The sequence below is a fragment of the Sphingopyxis sp. SE2 genome (assembly GCF_032227185.1).
Classification (GTDB): domain Bacteria; phylum Pseudomonadota; class Alphaproteobacteria; order Sphingomonadales; family Sphingomonadaceae; genus Sphingopyxis.
On sequence record NZ_JAPMXW010000001.1, the window covers coordinates 3,708,474 to 3,725,226 of the forward strand.

The window sequence follows — 16,753 nt, forward strand, 5'->3', positions numbered from 1 at the left end:
TCGCCACAGGGAGGATCATCCGTCCGCTTCCGGCCGTAACCGGTCTTTCCGGAGGGTGTCAGCGCACCGGCAACGGCCCCGGCAGGATCAGCGGAATATTCGCCTGCTCTGCAACGGCCTCCGCCCAGCCGATGACTTGCGAGATTTCTTCGCCATAGGCGGCCTCGGCCTCGGCAAGGTCGCGCTGCCGTTCGCCTTCGGCGAAGGCGGCGCCCGATTTGCTGTTGCGCGCCAGTGCGGGATGATCGGCAACCATCGAACGATCGCCCGCGAGGTGCAGATGATCCATCGCCGCCGCGACCGCCGCGGCAGGATCGCGCGTCAACGTCTCGCTGTCGAGCGATGCGATCCGCTCGGGGGCCCAGTCGAGCAGCGCGGCGAAGGCCTGTTGTTGCGCGAGCCAGCCGACCGCCGCGATCTGCAGGTCCGACTGACGAAAATAATCGCGCGGTTCAAAACCGAGCCCGACGAAGCCGTCGGCGAGATAGGATTCGAGCAATTCACGGCACCACAGGCGGCACCACATGCCCTTGCGTGCGACCGACAGCAAAAAAACACGGAGCGGTGCGTAAAGCAGGATCGCGCGCGCCTGCGGCCGCAGCATCAGCGCCCCGCGCGCGAGCGGATTGAAGATGTTCGACGGTTTGACGATCACCGACTCGCCCGGCGCGAAGCCGCGCCCGAGCATCGTGAGCGCGCCGTCCATCACCCGGCCATGCTCGCGCGGCGCCGCGCCGCGACGGCGCCAGCCGACCATGTCGTTGAGCAGTACCGGTTCGGACAGGCTGGCTGCGACGCCCGGCTGATCGAGCGCGTGGGTCAGCATTGTCGAGGCGCAATAGGCCGAATGAAAGACGAAATGGAGCGGGGCCGATGCCGCCCCCATCGCGCCGAGGCAGTCGCTCCGGCGCAATATCGCCGGCGCCGTCTCTTCGCCCAGATGCGCGTCGGTGAGGAAGGGGACCGCGCTGCGCTTGTGGCGCGCGACCCGGCGAAAATGGAAGACGTCGTGCCCCGGATCGTATCGATGCGCGAGCCATTCGGCGTCGTCGATAATGGCGGACACGGGGGGCGTTGCGGTCATCAATCGACCTTGCCGATTGGTCCCGCCGATGGCAAGCATGGGCATGACCAGCACACCTCCACCCGCCTCCGCAGTCGAGGCCAACCGGCTTGGCATCGCGGCCTTGCAGGCCGGCGACAATGAAGCCGCCGCGAACCATTTCGGCGCGGCGATCGCGGCCGATCCGCATTCGGGCGCCTTGCAGCGCAACCTCGCCTCGGCATGGCGTGCGCTCGGCGACGATGTCCGGGAGCTCGAGGCGCTCGATGCCGCGCTCGCGATCGATCGCCGCGACCTGATGGCGTGGATCCGCAAGGGCGAACGCCACGAGGCGCGCGGCGAAATGGGCTTGGCGCTCGCCGCGTGGAGCGCCGCGATCGCGCTCGGCGCGCAACTCGACCCGGTGCCGCCGCCGCTCGCCCCGCTGCTCGCGCATGGCCGGGATTTCGTCGCGGGGGCGACCGATACGATGTTTACCGCGGCGTCGGGTGCGTTCGATGACATGCGCGGCGACCTGTCGGAGACCGAAGCGCGGCGCGGCCAAGCTTTCATCGCGAGCGCGCTCGGCCGTCGCCGCATCTATCGGAACGAATGCGCAGGGGTTTATTATCCCTTCCTGCCCGCCGACGAGTTCTTCGACCGCGGCCATTTTTCCTGGCTTCCTGAAATCGAGGCACAGTCCGCCGCGATCCGTGCGGAATTGCAGGCGCTGCTCGACGACCCGGGCGAGGCGCTTCGTCCCTATGTGCGGATGGAGGCGGGCTCGCCCGAAACCATCTGGTCAGGTCTCGACAACCGGCTCGACTGGGGCGCCTGTTTCCTGTGGGAATATGGCGAGCCGAACCAGCCGGTGCTCGACCGCTGCCCCGCGACCGCCGCCGCGCTCGCCGCCATACCGGGCGCGCGCATTCCGGGCCGCGCGCCCAGCGCCTTCTTCTCGATGCTGAAACCGCACACGCGCATTCCGCCGCATACCGGCGTCACCAACACGCGCGCGATCATGCATTTGCCGCTGATCGTCCCGCCCGGTTGCGGCTTTCGCGTCGGGGGCGAAATACGCGAGTGGAAGGAAGGCACCGCCTTCGCCTTCGACGACACGATCGAGCATGAAGCATGGAACGACAGCGACGAACTGCGCGCGGTGCTGATCTTCGACGTTTGGAACCCGCATATGACCGCCGGCGAACGTGAGCTTCTGCTGCGCTATTTCGCGTCGGCCGATGCGTCGGGCTACGCCGTGCCGCGCTAGGCCCGGCACGGCCCGTCGCGCCGGAGATTCAGCTTTGCGAAAGCCGCGATGGCACATAAGATGCAGAGCATGAGGCTGTGGGTTATGCCCGCGGCAGGAGGACTAGCATGAACCGGATTTTACCTGCTTTCATGGCCGCGACGCTGCTCGCTGCGCCGGCGTTCGCCGCCGAGAGCGCGGCGCCCGCCGATCACGCGCCGCCGCCCAAGGCGCCGTCGGCGATGACCCCGACCGAGATCAAGGCGCATAATGAGGGACTGGCGCAGACCCACCCCTATTATATCAAATGTCGCAAGACGCTTGAGATCGGGTCGCTCGTGAAGAAGAATCGCGTTTGCTACACCAATGAAAAGTGGAAGGAAGTGACCGCGCAGGGCAACCAGAATGCGCGCGACACCGCCGAAGCGATGGTGGGCAAGGGCGTGAACTCGAACTGATCGGTCATCGGGGCGAAAAGGGGGGAAGATGCGGGCGCTGGCAATAAGCGTTGCGATCATCGCCGCCACACCGGCGGGCGCAGGTGATGGCACTTTGCGCCTCGCGCGCGCGCCGTCGGACATGTCGGGGGCAGAGATCGACGCCTATAACGAAGGGCGGATGGCGAGCGATCCCGACTATATCCGTTGCCGCCGGATCGAGCAGGTGGGTTCGCTCGTCAAGAAGCTGCGCGTCTGCAACACCAACGCCGAATGGAAGCGCATCGTCGACAAGGGCAATCAGGATGCGCGCGATTCGATGGAAACGCTCGCGCGCGGGTGGAGCGTTTCGCAGGAACCCCAGGATCAGTTGATGCGGGCGCCCGGCCGGCCGCAATGAACGGAAGGATATCTCTCCCATGCTGAATATCTTGACCGCACTCGCGCTCGCCGCCGCCCCGGCGACGACGGAGACCGAAAACCGCCGCGCGCTCGACAAGGCGCCGTCGGCGATGACCAATGCCGAGATCAAGGCGTTCAACGAAGGGCTGGCGATGACCCATCCCGACTATATCAAATGCCGCAGGATCGAGGAGAGCGGCTCGTGGGTCAAAAAAGCACGCGTGTGCCGCACCAACGAGCAGTGGAAGCAGGCATGGGCGCAGGGCAACCAGAATGCGCGCGACACCGCCGAGGCGATGACGCGCGCACCCGTCAATCACAGCAATTGATCCGCGCCGTTCCGGGAGCGGGCTGATCCGGCTCAGGCCGGGGTCAGCACCAGCGCCCCGTCGCCTTCGTCGACCATGATCGTCGACCCATCCTTGACCTCGCCCTTCAGGATCAGGTCGGCGAGCGGGTCCTGCAGATATTTCTGCACCGCGCGCTTCAAGGGCCGCGCGCCATAGACCGGATCATAACCGACGCGGCCGAGCCACGCGCGCGCGGCGTCGGTGAGGTCGAGCGTGACCTTGCGGTCGGCGAGCAATTTCTGGACGCGCGCGACCTGGATGTCGACGATGCCGCCCATATGCTGCTGGCCGAGGCGGTGGAAGAGCACGATCTCGTCGAGCCGGTTCAGGAACTCGGGCCTAAAATGCGCGCGCACGACCTCCATCACCGCGGGCTCGGCCTGTTCGACCGGCGCGTCGTCGGGAAGCGCGGCGATCGCCTGGCTGCCGAGGTTTGACGTGAGGATGATCAGCGTGTTGGTGAAGTCGACCGTGCGGCCCTGTCCGTCGGTCAGCCGCCCGTCGTCGAGCACCTGGAGCAGGATGTTGAACACGTCCGCATGCGCCTTTTCGACCTCGTCGAACAGCACGACCTGATAGGGACGGCGCCGCACCGCTTCGGTGAGCGTGCCGCCCTCTTCATAACCGACATAGCCCGGCGGCGCCCCGACGAGCCGCGCGACGCTGTGCTTCTCCATGAACTCGGACATGTCGATGCGGACCATCGCATTGTCGTCGTCGAACAGGAAACGCGCGAGCGCCTTGGTAAGCTCGGTCTTGCCGACGCCCGTGGGGCCGAGGAAGAGGAACGAGCCCAAGGGCCGGTTCGGGTCCTGCAGCCCGGCGCGCGCGCGGCGCACCGCAGTCGAGACGGCGCGGACGGCTTCGTCCTGCCCGATCACGCGCTGACCCAGCGTGTCTTCCATGCCGAGCAGTTTCTCGCGCTCGCCCTCCATCATCCGGTCGACGGGAATGCCGGTCCATTTGCTCACGACGGCGGCGATGTCGTCGGCGGTGACTTCCTCGCGCAGCATCGCGTTGCCCGCGGCCGCCTGCGCTTCCTCAAGCCGCTTTTCGAGGCCGGGGATGGTGCCGTAGGAGAGCTCGCCCGCCTTCGCGAGGTCGCCCGCGCGCTGCGCCTGATCGAGCGCCGAGCGCGCGGCGTCGAGCTCTTCCTTGATCTTCGCCTCGGCGTGGATCTTGTCCTTTTCGGCCTGCCATTTCTGGGTGAGTTCGGCCGACTGCTGCTCGAGATTGGCGAGTTCGGCCTGCAAGCTTGCGAGCCGGTCCTTCGACGCGGCGTCGCTTTCCTTGCCGAGCGCGGCCTCCTCGATCTTCATCTGGATAATGCGGCGGTCGAGGCTCTCGATCGCTTCGGGCTTCGATTCGACCTCCATGCGGATGCGGCTCGCCGCCTCGTCCATCAGGTCGATCGCCTTGTCGGGCAAAAAGCGGTCGGAGATATAGCGGTTCGACAGCGTCGCCGCGGCAACGATCGCGCCGTCGGTGATCCGCACGCCGTGGTGCAGCTCATATTTCTCCTTGATCCCGCGCAGGATCGAGATCGAGTCCTCGACCGTCGGCTCGCCGACGAAGACCGGCTGGAAACGCCGCTGGAGCGCGGGATCCTTTTCGACATGCTTGCGATATTCGTCGAGCGTCGTCGCGCCGATGCAGTGGAGTTCGCCGCGTGCGAGCGCGGGCTTCAAGAGGTTCGACGCGTCCATCGCGCCCTCGCCCTTGCCCGCGCCAACGAGCGTGTGCATCTCGTCGATGAACAGGATGATTTCGCCCTCGGCCGCCTTCACATCGTCGAGCACGCCCTTGAGGCGCTCCTCGAACTCGCCGCGATATTTGGCGCCCGCGATCAGTGCACCCATGTCGAGCGCGAGCAGACGGCGGTCCTTCAGGCTGTCGGGCACGTCGCCGTTGACGATGCGGAGTGCCAGCCCTTCGGCTATCGCGGTTTTGCCGACGCCGGGTTCGCCGATCAGTACCGGGTTGTTCTTGGTGCGGCGCGCGAGGATCTGCACCGTGCGGCGGATTTCCTCGTCGCGGCCGATGACGGGATCGAGCTTGCCCTCGCGCGCGACCTCGGTGAGGTCGCGGGCGAATTTTTGGAGCGCGTCGTAGCGGTCCTCGGCCGACGCCGTATCGGCGGTGCGGCCGCCGGTCAGCTTGGCGATCGCGGCGTTCAAGGCTTCGGGCTTCACGCCGGCGTCGGCAAAGGCCTTGCCCACCGGCGTGCTCGGGGCGAGCACCATCGCGAGCAGGATGTTCTGGACGGCGACATATTCGCTGCCCGCCTTTGCCGCGACCTGTTCGGCTTGGTCGAGCAGGCGCACCGCGTCGTTGTCGAGCCCCGGTGTCGCCTGCGCGCCCGATCCCGACACGGCGGGGAGCTTGGCGAGCAGCGCGTCGATGCCGGCCACCGCGCGCGCGGTGTCGCCGCCGCTGTTGTCGATCAGCCCTGCGGCCATGCCCTGATTGTCTTCGAGCAAGGCCTTGGCGATATGCTCGGGCGCGATCCGCTGATGGTTCATGCGGATCGCGATCGTCTGCGCCGCTTGCAAAAAGCCCTTGGCGCGGTCGGTAAATTTTTCGAGGTTCATTCTGGATAAGCCCCTTTCTCGCCGGGCAAGATAGTGTTGCTATTGTGCAACACAAGGGGCATTGCGAGGTTCCGCAAGACTCTATTCGCTGTCTCGCGCGAGCTGGTCGAGCAGGCGCACGCCGAAGCCGGTCATTCCCTTGGGAACAAGCGGTGTTGCTTTGTCGGCCTGGTTGACGCCGGCGATGTCGAGATGCGCCCAAGGGGTCGCCTCGTCGACGAAGAATCCGATAGCGTGCGCGCCGAGGCTGGCGCCCGGTCCCTGCCCCGGCGCGATGTTACGGATGTCGGCGATGTCGGATTTGAGCTTCTCGGCGTAATTTTTGTGGAGCGGCATCCGCCACAGCTCCTCGCCGCTCGCGGCGCCGGCGGCGAGCAAGGCGTCGGCGAGCTTTTCGTCGCGCGCGAAGAGGCCGGCATATTGATCGTCGAGCGCGCCGACGATCGACCCGGTGAGCGTCGCGATATTGACGATCGCGCGCGGCTTGTAAGTCGCCGCGACATATTCATTGGCATCGGCAAGGACGAGACGGCCTTCGGCGTCGGCGTTGAGCATCTCGATCGTCTTGCCCGACATGGTGCGCGTGATGTCGCCGGGGCGCTGGGCATTGCCGTCGGGCATATTTTCGGCCAGCGCGGCGACCGCGACGACATGGACCGGCGCGCGCGACTTTGCGAGCGACAGCGCCGCGCCGACGACCGAGGCGGCGCCCGACATGTCGCCCTTCATGTTCCACATGCCGTTTCCGGGCTTCAAGGAAATGCCGCCCGAATCGAAGGTGATGCCCTTGCCGACGAAAGCGATCGGCGCGTCGGATGTGCCCGCTCCGCGATAACGCACCGCGAGCAGGCGCGACCCGCGCGGGCTGCCCTGTCCGACGCCGACGAGCGTTCCCATGCCGAGCTTGCGCATCGCCGCTTCGTCGAGCACCTCGATGCTGACGCCCGGCGCCCCGGCAAAGGCCTCGCGGACGCGCGCGACGAAGCTTTCGGGATAGATGATGTTCGCTGGCTCGTTCGCGAGGTCGCGCGACAGGCGCACGCCGTCGACAAGCGACTTCCAGCGGCGGGCGAAGGCGGTTTCGGCCGCGGCGGGGTCGGCGCCCACCAACGTCACCGCGCCCGTCGGCGGCGTGTTTTTGTCGACCGTCTTGTAGCGGTCGAAGCGATATTGGCCGACCGCGAAGCCATAGGCGGCGTCTGCCGCGCTTATGTCGCCGAAAGCGCCCGCGATGGTCACCGGATGCGCTTCGCTCTTGAGTTCCTGTGCCGCCTTGCCGCCCGCTTCGGCCAGCGCGAGCGACGAGGGCGTAGCGCCCGCGCCGACGAGCAGGATGCGTGGGTGCGCGCCAATGCCGCGCAGCGACAGCGTCGATCCGGCCTTGCCGTCGAAGCCCGCCGCGGTAGCCGCTGCGGCGACGGCCTGACGCTCGGCCGCGGTCAGCGCGACGCCGTCGAGCGGCGGCAGCGTGGCGTCGGTCATTATGACGACGAGCGCGGCGCCCGCGGGTGCCGTCTCGGCAAAGCCGATCGCGCGCTCGGCGCTGTTCGCGGCGGTCGCCGGGACGACGCCCGACCCGATGACGCTCTGCGCCATCGCGGCGGGTGCGGGCGCCAGCGTAAGGCAGGCGGATAGGAGCAGGCTCTTGATGCGCATCGTTCGAAATTCCCCGTTGTTCAAAGACCTGTATCCTGCATAGCGGCGCTCGGCCCACCCGCAAATCCGCCTCGACGAACGACAGCCGCTTGCCATCGGACGACATGACGGCCACAGATGCGCCCGGACCGGCGACGAAGAGGACCCACGATGCTGCGACGGATTTTACTGGGCTTTCTGGCTCTGGTCGTCGTTGCCGCCGTATCGCTCGCTTTTTGGGAACCGCTGACTGCCGAAGCGCCGCCGGCCCCCGTCTTCAAGCCTGCCGACGTCCGCATCGCGCGCGACAATTTCGGCGTGCCGCATATCTTCGGAAAGACCGACGCCGACGTCGCCTATGGCGTTGCCTATGCCCATGCCGAGGATGATTTCTCGACGCTGCAGGAAGTGCTCGCGATGACGCGCGGGCGCGCCGGCGCGATGCTCGGCGAGGATGGGGCGAAGGTCGACTATGCCGCGGCACTGCTCGATATCCGCGCGACGACGCGGCGCGACTGGCCGCGGCTTCCGGATGACGTGAAAAAGCTGTTCACGGCCTATGCCGCGGGGCTCAACCATTATGCCGACAAGCATCCGGACGAGGTGCGGCTGGCGGGGCTGTTCCCCGTCACCGGCGAGGATGTCGTCGCGGGCTTCGTGCTGCGCTCGCCCTTTTTCTTCGGGCTCGATTCGGTGCTCGGTTCGCTCACCGAAGGCACCGAGATCGGGCGCGAAGGCGGCCCCGCGCTCGACAAATCGGGCAAGCTCGTCCCGCGCGAGCTGACGCCGGTCGGCACCGACCCGGCCGATAACGGCTCCAATGCGATGGCGGTCGCGCCAGCGCGATCGACCGACGGCGCGACGCGGCTCGTCTCCAATTCGCACCAGCCGTGGACCGGCGGCGTCGCCTGGTACGAGCTGGTCGTCCATAGCGATGAGGGCTGGGATTTCGCCGGCGCCAACTTCCCGGGCTCGCCTTACCCCTTCCTCGGCCACAATAAACATCTCGGCTGGACCAACACGGTGAACCGGCCCGACCTGATCGACGTCTACAAGCTGGTGCTCGACGACAGCGGCGAAAATTACCGCTTCGACGGCGCGTGGCGCCCGCTTGCGGAGCAGCGCATCTGGCTGAAGGTCAAGTTCGGCCCGTTCGTGCTGCCGGTGCCGCGTACCATCTGGCAGTCGGTCCACGGGCCGGTGGTGAAGAATGAAAAGGGCGCCTTTGCGATCCGCTACGCCGGGATCGATCAGGCGAATATGGTCACCCAATATTATCGGCTCAACAAGGCGAAGAGTTTCGCCGAATGGCGCGCGGCGATGGCGGGGCAGGGCGTGCCCGCGACCAATTTCATCTATGCCGATGCAAAGGGCAATATCGGGCTTTTCTACAATGCCATGTTCCCCGACCGCCCGGCGGGGTTCAACTGGCGCGGGGTACTGCCCGGCGACACGTCGGCGGATCTGTGGACGAAGACGCTGCCGTTCGACCGCGTGCCCGCGCTCGTCAATCCGCGCTCGGGCTATGTGATGAACGCGAACAACACGCCGTGGGTCGCGGCGGGGCCGGGCGACGAACTCGACGCCGCGGCCTTTTCGCCGCTGCTCGGGATCGAGGACGATATGACCAATCGCGCGGTGCGGCTGATCGAGCTGTTCGAAGCGTCGGGGCAGATCGACGAGGCGCGGCTCAAGGCGATCAAATATGACACCGCCTATTCGCGGAGGGGCTATGCGAAAGCGTGGATGGACCGGCTGCTCGCACTCGACACCAAGGATGATCCGGCGCTCGCGCGGGCGCAGGAACTGCTGCGCGCATGGGACTGGACTCTCGACGGCCGGGGCAAGGGCGACGCGCTCGCGCTGATGGTGCTGCGTCCGGCGAACGGCCGCCATTACCAGCGCCGTGCGGCACCCGACCCGCGCACCGTGCTGAAGGAGACGGTCGCGCATCTGCAGGAACATTTCAACGGGCTCGATCCGAAGCTCGGCACCGTGCTGCGCCTCCGCCACGGCGAAGGCGCGAACCGCGTCGACCTGCCGCTCGACGGGGGCAACGACACGGTGCGCGCTTCGACCCTGTGGGACGAGGAGCCCGACGGGCGGCTGAAGGTGCGCCACGGCGACAGCTTCATCATGTTCGTGACGTGGGACCGGAACGGGCGCGTGCGCTCCGAATCGATCCAGCCGTTCGGCGCCGCGACGACGCGCCCCGACAGCCCGCATTACAATGATCAGGCGCCGCTGTTCGTGGCGCATAAATTGAAGCCCGTGCTGTTCGATCCGGCCGCGCTGAAGGCCAGCGGCGCGCGTTTCTATCGGCCTTGAAAGCCCGGAACCGCTGTCCTAAACCGTTGATACAGTGCCGTCCGGCACCCGATTTCGAGCAGGCGTTCGCCTGCGTGCCTTGATCTAGGGGATTTTCATGGCTCGTTTCCATCGTTTCGTCGTCGCCCTTGCCTTGTCGACCTCGCTCGTCGCCGCCGCTCCTGCGCTCGCCAAAGCCGCGGCGCCCGCGCCGACCGCCGACCTCGTCAAAGCGGTCGATATTCCCTACGAAGCCTTCACGCTCGACAATGGCCTGCGCGTCATCGTGCACGAGGATCGTAAGGCGCCGGTCGTCGCGGTGTCGGTGTGGTACCGCGTCGGGTCGAAGCACGAGCCCGCGGGCAAGACGGGCTTCGCCCATCTGTTCGAGCATCTGATGTTCAACGGCTCCGAAAACGCTCCCGACGATTTCTTCGAGCCGCTGCGCCAGGTCGGCGCGACCGATTTCAACGGCACCACCTTCCTCGACCGCACCAATTATTTCGAAACGGTGCCGACCGGCGCGCTCGATCTCGCGCTGTTCCTCGAAAGCGACCGCATGGGGCATCTGCTCGGCGCGGTGACGCAGGAAAAGCTCGATAACCAGCGCGGCGTCGTCCAGAATGAAAAAAGGCAGGGCGACAACAATCCCTATGGGCTGCTTCGCTACGAGATTTTCGAGAATCTCTTTCCCAAGGGGCACCCCTATCATCACAGCACGATCGGCTCGATGGCCGACCTCGACGCGGCGAGCCTCGACGACGTGAAGACATGGTTCACCGACAATTACGGCCCGAACAATGCGGTGCTCGTCCTTGCGGGCGACATCGACGTGCCGACCGCGAAGGCCAAGGTCGGCGAATGGTTCGGCGACATTCCGCGCGGTCCCGAGATCAAGGTGCCCGCAACCTCGCTGCCGACGCTGCCCGCGCCGCTCGCGAAGGAGGTCAAGGACCTGATCCCGACGACGCGCATCTATCGCATGTGGACGATGCCGGGACTCAACGATGCCGAATCGGTGCCGCTGCAGATGGCGATGTCGGTGCTCGGCGGGCTGTCCTCGTCGCGGCTCGACAATGCGCTGGTGCGCAAGGACCCGATCGCGGTCAGCGTTTCGGCCGGCGCGTCGCCGTTCGAGGATGCGGGGATCGTGCTGGTCCAGGCCGACGTCAAGGCGGGCGTCGATCCCGCGCATGTCGCAAAAAGGCTCGACGAGGAAATCACGGCCTTTCTCGCAAGCGGGCCGACCGCCGACGAATTGCAGCGTGCGACCGCCAGCTATCTCGGCGGGGCGATCTCGCAGCTCGAATCGGTCGGCGGTTTCGGCGGCAAGGCGGTGACGCTCGCCGAGGGTGCGCTCTATTCGAACGATCCCGCTTACTATAAAGTCGAGCTCGAGCGGCTTGCCAAGGCGACGCCCGAGCAGGTGCGCGACGCGGCGCGCAAATGGCTGTCGCGCCCCGCCTTTTCGCTGACCTATACGCCCGGCGAGCGCACCGAAGGCGGCGAGCATCGCGGCGGCGCGGTGGTCGCGGCGAAGGGTGCGCCGGCGGTCCAGCCCGACCGCTACTGGAACCCGGCGCTCGGCGACGTCGGCCCCGACAGCGGGATCGGCGCGGCGACCGCGATCGCCGACCGCTCGCAGTTTCCTGACGTGACGGGCCTCAAGGCGCTCGAATTTCCCGAGATCGAGCGCGCCAAGCTCAAGAACGGCATCGAGCTGGTGTTCGCGCGCCGCACGACGGTGCCGACGGTCAACGTCCAGGTGAGCTTCGATGCCGGCTATGCCGCCGACCCGCGCAGCGCGCTCGGCACCCAGTCGCTGATGCTCAGCCTGATGGACGAGGGCACGACCAGCCTCGATTCGATCGCCTTTGCCGAAGCGAAGGAGCGGCTCGGCGCGCAGACCTATGGCTATGCGGACGCCGACGAAACCGCGCTCGGGCTGTTCGCGCTCAAGCCGAATTTGCGCGCGTCGCTCGCGCTGCTCGCCGATTATGTGCGCAATCCGGCCTTCGATGCGAAGGAGCTGGAGCGGGTGCGCGCGCAGCAGCTCAACCGGCTCAAGGCCGAACTCAACGAACCGCGCGCGATCGCGCAGCGGGTGCTGATGCCCGCGCTCTATGGCGCCGAGCATCCCTATGGCATTCCGCCCTCGGGCCTCGGCAATGCCAAGGCGGTGACCGAAGCGACGCGCGATCAGCTCGCGGCTTTCCATTCGGCGTGGATCCGCCCCGACAATGCGCGCATCTTCGTCGTCGGCGACACGACGCTCGCCGAGGTGAAGAAGGAACTCGACACGGCGTTCGGCGACTGGAAAGCGCCGGCAACGCCGAAGCCGACGAAGCATTTCGAGGTCGCGGTTCCGAAGCCGCAGCCGCGCATCCTGCTCGTCGACCGGCCCAAGGCGCCGCAGTCGGTGATCCTCGCGGGCAAGGTGCTCGACGCCAAGGGCGGCGACGGGCTGGAAGTGCTGCGCGCGGCGAACGACATCTTCGGCGGCAATTTCCTGTCGCGCTTCAACATGAATTTGCGCGAGACGAAGGGCTGGTCCTATGGCGTGCGCACAAGCGTGTCGGGCGAAAAGAATCGGGTCAGCTGGATCGCTTCGGCGCCGGTGCAGGCCGACCGTACCGGCGATTCGATCAAGGAGTTGCAAAGCGACCTCAAGGCCTTCCTCGGCGACAAGGGCGTGACCAAGGAGGAATTGCAGCGCACCGTGAACGGCAGCGTCCGCGAACTGCCGGGCAGTTTCGAAACCTCGAGCGACGTGCTCGGCGGGCTGCGCGCGATCGAGAAGTTCGATCGTCCCGACGATTATTACGAGAAGCTGCCCGCGACCTATGAGGCGATGACGCCCGAAGCATTGGATGCCGCGGCGCGCGGGGCGCTCAGCACCGACGATCTCGTCTATGTCGTCGTCGGCGATGCCGCCGTGGTGAAACCGCAGCTTGACGGATTGGGTCTGCCCGTGGAAACGGTGTCTCCCGCTAACTAACATCAGTTTCAGTAAGGAGAGCGCAGATGTCCCAAGTCGATGGCAGCTATGATTGCGTCACCAAGTCGCCGATGGGCGACCAGAAGTCGGTTTTCACCGTCGCCAGCAACGGCGACAGCTTCACCGGCCAGAACGCCGGCGCGATGGGGTCGCTCGATGTCGAAAATGGCAAGGTCGACGGCAACAAGCTGAGCTGGACCATGAACATGAAGGTGCCGATGCCGATGACGCTCGAATGCGAAGCGACGATCGACGGCGACGCGCTGACCGGCACGATCAAGGCCGGCGCGTTCGGTTCGATGGCGATGACGGGCACGCGTCAGGGCTGACCCGTCCACGGGCAACAAGCGAAGGGCCGCCTTGATCGGGCGGCCCTTTCTCTTTGCATAGCAATGCCCTTTCGGCTTTGCGGACATTGGGGGGCTATCCAAAGCGGCGGCTTGGGCGCATAGGCTGCTGCCATGCACAAGCCGGCCCAATCCCCCCAACGGAGCCTGCCGGGCGACCGGGAAATGGTGGTCATGATGGCGATGGTCATGGCGCTCAACGCGCTCGCCATCGATTCGATGCTGCCCGCGCTGCCGTCGATCGGCGAGACGCTGGGCGTCACCGTCGCCAACGACCGTCAGCATGTCATCTCGATCTATCTGCTCGGCATCGGTTTCGGGTCGTTGCTTTACGGGCCGCTTTCGGATCGCTTCGGGCGCAAGGGTGTGCTGGTTCCGGCGCTGTTCGCCTATCTGGCGCTGTCGATCGGCTGCGGGCTCGCGACGAGTTTCGAAATGCTGCTCGCGCTGCGCTTCATCCACGGGCTGGTGAGCGCCGCGCTCGGCGTGATCGTCGTCGCGGTGATCCGCGACCTGTTCGCGGGCGACGCGATGGCGAAGCGGCTGTCGCTGATCTTCCTCGTCTTCATGATCGTGCCGATCATTGCGCCGACGATCGGCGCTGGCATCGCCGCGGTGGCGGGCTGGCGTGCGATCTTCATCGTGCTTGCGGCGATGTCGATCGTGATGCTGCTCTGGCTCCGCCGGCTACCCGAAACGCTCGATCCCGCCGACGTGCGCCCGCTCGATTTCAAGACGATGGTCGCGGGTTGGGCAACGGTGACGCGGCACCGCCGCGCCGCGGGCTATATGATCGCGTCGGGGATGATGCAGGGCGCGCTCTACGGCTATCTCAACAGCAGCGAGCAGATCATCGCCGAGGTGTTCGGGGCGCGGGCGATGTTCCCGTTGATCTTCGCCATCGTCGCGGTCGGCATCGCGATCGCCAATTTCTCGAACGCCGCGATCGTCGAACGCTTTGGCGCGCGGCGCGTGTCGCAGTCGGCGGTGTTCGCCTTCATGGCGACGTCGATATTGCAGATCGTCGCGGCGCTCAGCGGCGCCGAGACCCTGTGGATGTTCACCGTGCTGATGATGGTCAATGTCGGTCTCGTCGGCTTTATCGGCAGCAATTTCGGCTCGATCGCGATGGAGGATTTCGGGCATATGGCGGGCGTCGCCTCGTCGTATCAGAGCTTTGCCAAGACGCTGCTCGCGGCGACCGTCGGCGCGACGATCGGCCAGCAATATGATGGTACGACGCTGCCGCTCGCTTATGCCTTCCTGATCTCGGCCGTCGTCGGCCTCGCGCTCGTTTTCTGGGCCGAACGCGGCAAGCTATTCACCCGGCCGGGAACCGCGCCGAAAAGTCCGTATTGACGACCATCTAGGCTCGCGGTCATAGGATCCGCTTGGGGGTGGAGAGTTACCGTTTCCTAAAGCCCAAAATATCGCGTTCGGACAAATCTACCGAGGTAGAAGCCTGCGATAGCTCCTGCCGATGGCCAAAGAGGTCCGAACAGGAAGTCTAGCCCGCTCGTAGAACGGAGACTTTCTGGGTGCTGGCTCTGCCATCTGCTTATGTAGGCAATCATGGTGATTGGAATCGGCAATAAGGCCAAGCAGCCTATCTTGTGGCTCGGAATTGCCAAGCCAACAAAGAAACCCGCAACGAGGCCGATGATTAGAAGAGCTTCAATCCCAATCACACGCTCTTTTTAGGTGCCATAATCAACGTTCGCAATCGGTCGATTGCTGTCATCGTCTTATCGGATAACAAAAAAAGGGGGCCGAAGCCCCCTTTCCCTCTATTGGTCGAACCGTCAGTTGAACGACGGTGCCGGCGGGACCGGCGGCGGCGGTGCGTCGGGGTCGTCCTCGTGCACTTCGACATGCCCCAGACCCACATGGCTGCGCTTGCGGCTGTAGACGAAGTAGACCACCAAGCCGACGGCGGCCCAGATCAGGAAGAGGTTGATGCTCTTCTGGTCGAGATTGAAGAAGAGGTAGAGGCAGCCGAGAATCGCGATCGGCGCCGTGATGTAGATCAGCGGCGTCTTGAACGGACGGTGGCGGCCCGGATCGGTGCGGCGGATCACCATCACCGCGATCGACACCGCGGCGAAAGCGAAGAGCGTGCCCGAGTTCGAGATGTTCGCCAGCTGCCCCACGGGGAAGAAGGCAGCGAACAGCGCGACAGCGACGCCGGTGATGATCGTGATCACGTGCGGCGTGTTGAATTTCGGGTGGATCTTCGAAAAGGCCTGCGGCAGCAAGCCGTCGCGGCTCATCACGAAGAAGATGCGGGTCTGGCCGAACATCATCATCAGAATGACCGACGGCAGCGCAAGGCCGGCGGCGAGGCCGATGAGATTACCGATCTGCGGCCAACCGATTTCGCGCATCGTCCACGCCAGCGCTTCCTTCGAGCAGACCACCGCCTGATCGCTGATGGCGCCGCACGCCGCCGCGAGTTCGCGGCTGCCGGGTTCGAGCGCATGGCCGGTCGCGGCATCGATGCCGACCGGCTGCGCGCCGACGGTGCCGATGACGCCCGCTGCAACGAGCAGGTAGAAGATGGTGCAGATCGCGAGGCTGCCGATCAGGCCGATCGGCATGTTGCGCTGCGGATTCTTGGTCTCTTCGGCCGCGGTGGAAACCGCATCGAAGCCGACATAAGCAAAGAAGATCGACGCCGCAGCGGCGCCGATGCCGCCGATACCCAGCGGAGCGAAGGGTTCGAACTTCTCCATGTTCATCACCGGCAGGGCGAGGACGATGAAGAGCGTCAGCGCGGCGACCTTGACCACGACGAGGAAGGCGTTGACCGTCGCGGATTCGCGTGTTCCGATGACGAGCAGCATCGTGACGAGGCCCGCGATGAACATTGCGGGCAGGTTGATCATACCGCCATCGAACGGCCCGAGCACGTATTTTGCGGGTATATCTATCCCGAAACTATGCTCGATCAACCCGACGACATAGCCCGACCAGCCGACCGAAACGGCGCCCGCGGCGACCGCATATTCGAGGATCAGCGCCCAGCCGACCATCCAAGCGATCAGCTCGCCCATCACGGCATAGCTATAGGTGTAAGCCGATCCCGACACCGGGACCATCGACGCCATTTCGGCGTAACAGAGCGCGGCGAAGGCACAGACGAAGCCGGCGATGATGAAGCTGATCATCATGCCGGGGCCCGCCTTTTGCGCGGCTTCTGCGGTCAAAACGAAAATCCCCGTCCCGATCACGGCGCCGATCCCCAGCATGGTTAGCTGAAAGGCGCCGAGCGTGCGCGTAAGCGATTTCTTTTCCGCTGTCGCCAAAATGGCATCGAGCGGCTTTACGCGGTCAAATAGCATATTCTTCCCCTTTGGAGCGGCTGAGCTGCCGCCCGTCTCATGGCGGGGCAGACT

At 65.7% G+C, this 16,753-nt stretch carries 12 protein-coding genes; 8 read left to right on the forward strand and 4 right to left on the reverse strand.

The genetic code is table 11. The features are described 5' to 3' along the window. Positions 1 to 58 precede the first annotated feature (58 nt). Positions 59 to 1,084 (reverse strand): hypothetical protein, encoded by a 1,026-nt coding sequence (locus OVY29_RS17740; protein WP_313911823.1) that lies wholly within the window; start codon positions 1,082 to 1,084, stop codon positions 59 to 61. A 43-nt stretch (positions 1,085 to 1,127) separates the two neighbouring features. Here OVY29_RS17740 and OVY29_RS17745 point away from each other — a divergent pair, with 43 nt between their 5' ends. The 4 genes from OVY29_RS17745 to OVY29_RS17760 all read left to right on the forward strand — a co-directional run bounded on the left by OVY29_RS17745 (position 1,128) and on the right by OVY29_RS17760 (position 3,459). After that, on the forward strand, positions 1,128 to 2,312 hold the full coding sequence (locus tag OVY29_RS17745) for an aspartyl/asparaginyl beta-hydroxylase domain-containing protein (RefSeq protein WP_313911824.1): 1,185 nt from the start codon (positions 1,128 to 1,130) through the stop codon (positions 2,310 to 2,312). 107 nt (positions 2,313 to 2,419) lie between these two features. Then, on the forward strand, positions 2,420 to 2,749 hold the full coding sequence (locus OVY29_RS17750) for a hypothetical protein (protein ID WP_313911825.1): 330 nt from the start codon (positions 2,420 to 2,422) through the stop codon (positions 2,747 to 2,749). A 28-nt stretch (positions 2,750 to 2,777) separates the two neighbouring features. Continuing rightward, entirely contained in the window at positions 2,778 to 3,128 is a 351-nt protein-coding gene (locus OVY29_RS17755; RefSeq protein ID WP_152567538.1) for a hypothetical protein, read from the forward strand. A 19-nt stretch (positions 3,129 to 3,147) separates the two neighbouring features. Next, entirely contained in the window at positions 3,148 to 3,459 is a 312-nt protein-coding gene (locus tag OVY29_RS17760; RefSeq protein ID WP_037553166.1) for a hypothetical protein, read from the forward strand. 32 nt (positions 3,460 to 3,491) lie between these two features. Here OVY29_RS17760 and clpB read toward each other — a convergent pair whose 3' ends face one another. Together clpB and OVY29_RS17770 are read right to left on the reverse strand one after the other, a co-directional pair. Beyond that, entirely contained in the window at positions 3,492 to 6,071 is a 2,580-nt protein-coding gene (gene clpB, locus OVY29_RS17765) for an ATP-dependent chaperone ClpB (RefSeq protein WP_313911826.1), read from the reverse strand. A gap of 81 nt (positions 6,072 to 6,152) precedes the next feature. Next, entirely contained in the window at positions 6,153 to 7,727 is a 1,575-nt protein-coding gene (locus OVY29_RS17770) for a leucyl aminopeptidase (protein ID WP_313911827.1), read from the reverse strand. 150 nt (positions 7,728 to 7,877) lie between these two features. On the opposite strand from OVY29_RS17770, the gene OVY29_RS17775 reads away from it, so the two are divergent. From OVY29_RS17775 to OVY29_RS17790, 4 genes are all read left to right on the forward strand, one after another. Beyond that, on the forward strand, positions 7,878 to 10,034 hold the full coding sequence (locus OVY29_RS17775; RefSeq protein ID WP_313911828.1) for an acylase: 2,157 nt from the start codon (positions 7,878 to 7,880) through the stop codon (positions 10,032 to 10,034). Positions 10,035 to 10,131: 97 nt separating this feature from the next. Beyond that, positions 10,132 to 13,011: a pitrilysin family protein gene (locus tag OVY29_RS17780; protein ID WP_313911829.1), complete on the forward strand. Its 2,880-nt coding sequence runs from the start codon at positions 10,132 to 10,134 to the stop codon at positions 13,009 to 13,011. A gap of 26 nt (positions 13,012 to 13,037) precedes the next feature. Continuing rightward, positions 13,038 to 13,340, forward strand: coding sequence for a hypothetical protein (locus OVY29_RS17785; protein WP_037553171.1), 303 nt, complete (start codon positions 13,038 to 13,040; stop codon positions 13,338 to 13,340). 132 nt (positions 13,341 to 13,472) lie between these two features. Then, complete coding sequence (locus OVY29_RS17790; RefSeq protein WP_313911830.1) at positions 13,473 to 14,717, forward strand: multidrug effflux MFS transporter; 1,245 nt, start codon at positions 13,473 to 13,475, stop codon at positions 14,715 to 14,717. A 443-nt stretch (positions 14,718 to 15,160) separates the two neighbouring features. Here OVY29_RS17790 and OVY29_RS17795 read toward each other — a convergent pair whose 3' ends face one another. Then, the gene (locus OVY29_RS17795; protein WP_037553175.1) at positions 15,161 to 16,699 is read right to left on the reverse strand and encodes an amino acid permease; all 1,539 of its coding nucleotides are present in this window, start codon (positions 16,697 to 16,699) and stop codon (positions 15,161 to 15,163) included. Positions 16,700 to 16,753 lie beyond the last annotated feature (54 nt).